Genomic DNA, 3,286 nt, shown 5'->3' with positions numbered 1-3,286 from the left:
TGCCCGTCGTGGTGGTGGTGGTGGCGGCGGAGGCGGCCAGGGCGGCGGCGGACGTCGCCGCGGGCGCTAGCCGGCCCCTGAATTTCCCCGCCTTTTCGCCCGTGTCCGCCGGGTGGGGGCTTGGGCCCGGTTAAAATAAAAAGCTTTGTCAAGGCAGGGCAACCACAGCCCTGCCTGGCGAAATATCTCCAAAATCAACGCTCAGGAAAGCATTTCCGGAAAGCACTTTAAATGGCCATCGAACGCACCCTCTCCATCATCAAGCCCGACGCAGTTGCCAAGAATGTCATCGGCAAGATCGTTTCCCGTTTCGAAGCCGCCGGCCTGAAGATCGCCGCTGCCAAGCTCGTCCACCTGTCGCGCGCCGAAGCCGAGCAGTTCTACGCCGTGCACAAGGAGCGTCCCTTCTTCAAGGACCTGGTCGACTTCATGATCTCGGGCCCCGTGTTCGTGCAAGTGCTCGAAGGCGACAACGCCATCGCCAAGAACCGCGACCTGATGGGCGCCACCGACCCCAAGAAGGCCGCAGCCGGCACCATCCGCGCTGACTTCGCCGACAGCATCGACGCCAACGCCGTGCACGGCTCCGACGCGCCGGAAACCGCTGCGGTCGAAATCGCCTTCTTCTTCGCCGGCCACAACGTCTACGCTCGCTAAGACGGGGCTCGCCTGACGCAATGACGACGGTCAACCTGCTCGACTTCGATCTGGAGGGGTTGGCCGCGTTCTGCGAACGGCTCGGCGAAAAGCGCTTTCGCGCCACCCAACTCTTCCGCTGGATCCACCAGCGCGGCGAGAGCGACTTCACCCGGATGACCGATCTGGCGAAGTCGCTGCGCGAAAAGCTCGCCACGGCGGCGCACGTGCAGGCGCTGCCGGTTCTTACCCAGCACGAATCCGCCGACGGCACCATCAAGTGGCTGTTCGACGTGGGCGACGGCAATGCCGTCGAAGCGGTATTCATTCCTGAAGACGATCGTGGCACGCTGTGCGTGTCTTCGCAGGCGGGCTGCGCGGTGGGCTGCCGTTTCTGCTCCACCGGCCATCAAGGCTTCAGCCGCAACCTGGGCACCGGCGAGATCGTGGCCCAGCTCTGGTTCGCCGAACACTTTCTCCGCAAGCACCTGAAGCGCGACGAACGCGTCATCTCCAACGTGGTGATGATGGGCATGGGCGAGCCGCTGCAGAACTATTCGGCCCTGGTGCCGGCGCTGCGCACCATGCTGGACGACAACGCCTACGGCCTGTCCCGCCGGCGCGTGACGGTGTCCACCTCGGGCGTGGTGCCCATGATGGATCGCCTGGGCGCCGATTGCCCGGTGGCGCTGGCGGTGTCGCTGCATGCGCCCAACGACGCGCTGCGCGACGACCTGGTGCCGCTGAACCGCAAGTACCCCATCGCCGAACTGCTGGACGCCTGCAACCGCTACCTGGCCCACGCGCCGCGCGACTTCATCACCTTCGAATACTGCATGCTCGACGGCGTGAACGACACGCCCGAGCACGCGCGCCAGTTGGTCGAACTGGTGAAGAAGCATGCAGGGCAGGGCGTGTCCTGCAAGTTCAACCTGATTCCCTTCAACCCCTTCCCCGCGTCCGGCCTTTTGCGTTCGCCGCAGCCGCGCGTGCTGGCCTTTGCCAAGGTGCTCAGCGAGGCCGGCGTGGTCACCACGGTGCGCAAGACCCGTGGCGACGACATCGATGCCGCCTGCGGACAGCTGGCCGGCGACGTCAAGGACCGCACCCGCGCGGCCGAGCGCATGGCCCAGCGCCGCGCCGCCGCGTCGGATTCCACGCTGCGGCCCGTTGTGATTCATCCGGCACGCAAGACGGCCGCCCATTCGCATTCCCAGGAGCGTTGAACCGATGAGCTTGGCTTTTCCGATTCCCCGCATTGCGGCGAGCCGCCTGCTTCTGATCGCGGCTGCCGGGCTGGTGCTGGCGGGCTGCGTCAGCACGAGCACCACCCGGACGGTCAACGACGGCCCGTCCAATGCCCGCCCGGAACCGGAAGTCGTCACCGCCTCGGACGAAAGCCCGGGCCGCAAGCGCGCCCGCATCCGTCTCGAACTGGCCATGGGCTACTTCGAGCAGAACAAGAACACGGTGGCGCTGGACGAGATCAAGCAGGCCCTGGCGGCCGATCCCGACTATGCCGCCGCCTACAACCTGCGCGGACTGGTCTACATGCGCCTGGACGATCCGGGCCTGGCCGAGGACAGCTTCCGGCGTGCCATCGCGCTCAACCCCCGCGACGGCAATGCCATGCACAACTACGGCTGGCTGCTGTGCCAGCAAAAGCGCTATGGCGATGCTGCGCAGCAGTTCGCCCGCGCGATCGAGTCGCCCGGCTATACCGATCGCCCGAAGACGCTCATGACCCAGGGCGTGTGCCAGATGCAGGCCGGCCAGAAGGCCGAAGCCGAGAAGAGCCTGACTCAGGCCTACGAGCTGGACGCCGGCAATCCGGTCATCGGCTACAACCTGGCCCTGCTTCTGTCGCAGCGCCAGGATTGGACCCGCGCGCAGTTCTACATCCGGCGCGTGAACAACTCGCAGGCCGCCAATGCGGAATCTCTGTGGCTGGGCGTGAAGGTGGAGCGGCAACTCAACAACCGGGATGCGGTCGCCAGCCTGGGCGGACAGCTGCAGCGGCGTTTCCCGCAGTCGAAGGAAGCCTTGGCGTACGAGCGCGGAAATTTCAATGATTGAGCGGGCGAGCGAGTTTGGTGCGTCGGCGGCGGTGCCGCTGGTCAGCGGGGGGGACACGAGCCACCAGAGTGCCGGCGACATGCTGCGCCAGGCGCGCGAGGCGCACGGCCTGGACGCCGCCGTGGTGGCTGCCGCGCTGAAGGTGCCGGTCCAGAAGATCGAGGCGCTGGAAGACGACGACATCGAGGCCTTGCCCGACCCGGTGTTCGCGCGCGCATTGGCCGCCAGCATGTGCCGCGCCCTGCGTATCGATCCCAAGCCGGTGCTGGCCAAGCTGCCCGACGCCCGCAATCCCGGACTGCACACGCAGCCGGCCATGGGCGCCGGTTTCCACACCGACATCGAGCGTTCGAACGGTGGCGGCCTGGTGTCCCGGACGCTGCTGGTCGTGGTGGGGCTGTTGCTGGCCGGCGCGGCCGTGCTGTTCTGGCTGCCCCAGTCGACACTGGACCAGCTTTCTGCCTCGGTGGATCGCGTGTTGTCCCGTACTGGCACGTCCGAGCCCACGACGGCGGAAGCGCCGGCAAGCGAAGGCGCCGCGCCGAGCGTTGCCGCGCCGGCCGTCGCCCCAGCC

Annotated in this window: 4 protein-coding genes; all 4 read left to right on the top strand. The window is 67.0% G+C overall.

Going from position 1 to position 3,286, the window contains the following annotated elements; translation table 11 throughout:
• Nucleotides 1-231: 231 nt before the first annotated feature.
• Complete coding sequence (gene ndk / locus VSO01S_RS26170) at nucleotides 232-657, top strand: nucleoside-diphosphate kinase (protein ID WP_068645676.1); 426 nt, start codon at nucleotides 232-234, stop codon at nucleotides 655-657.
• Between the two features lie 20 nt (nucleotides 658-677).
• Complete coding sequence (gene rlmN / locus VSO01S_RS26165) at nucleotides 678-1,862, top strand: dual-specificity RNA methyltransferase RlmN (protein ID WP_068645675.1); 1,185 nt, start codon at nucleotides 678-680, stop codon at nucleotides 1,860-1,862.
• A 4-nt stretch (nucleotides 1,863-1,866) separates the two neighbouring features.
• Nucleotides 1,867-2,712, top strand: a complete 846-nt coding sequence (gene pilW, locus VSO01S_RS26160; protein WP_068645674.1) for a type IV pilus biogenesis/stability protein PilW — start codon at nucleotides 1,867-1,869, stop codon at nucleotides 2,710-2,712.
• Nucleotides 2,705-3,286 (top strand): helix-turn-helix domain-containing protein (locus tag VSO01S_RS26155; RefSeq protein ID WP_153305451.1); only part of this gene is annotated, 582 nt, incomplete at its 3' end. The genes pilW and VSO01S_RS26155, both read left to right, overlap by 8 nt.

The sequence above is a fragment of the Variovorax soli NBRC 106424 genome (assembly GCF_001591385.1).
Lineage (GTDB): Bacteria > Pseudomonadota > Gammaproteobacteria > Burkholderiales > Burkholderiaceae_C > Variovorax > Variovorax soli.
The sequence above is the reverse complement of the archived record's forward strand: the minus strand, read 5'-3'. Positions and strand labels throughout refer to the sequence as shown.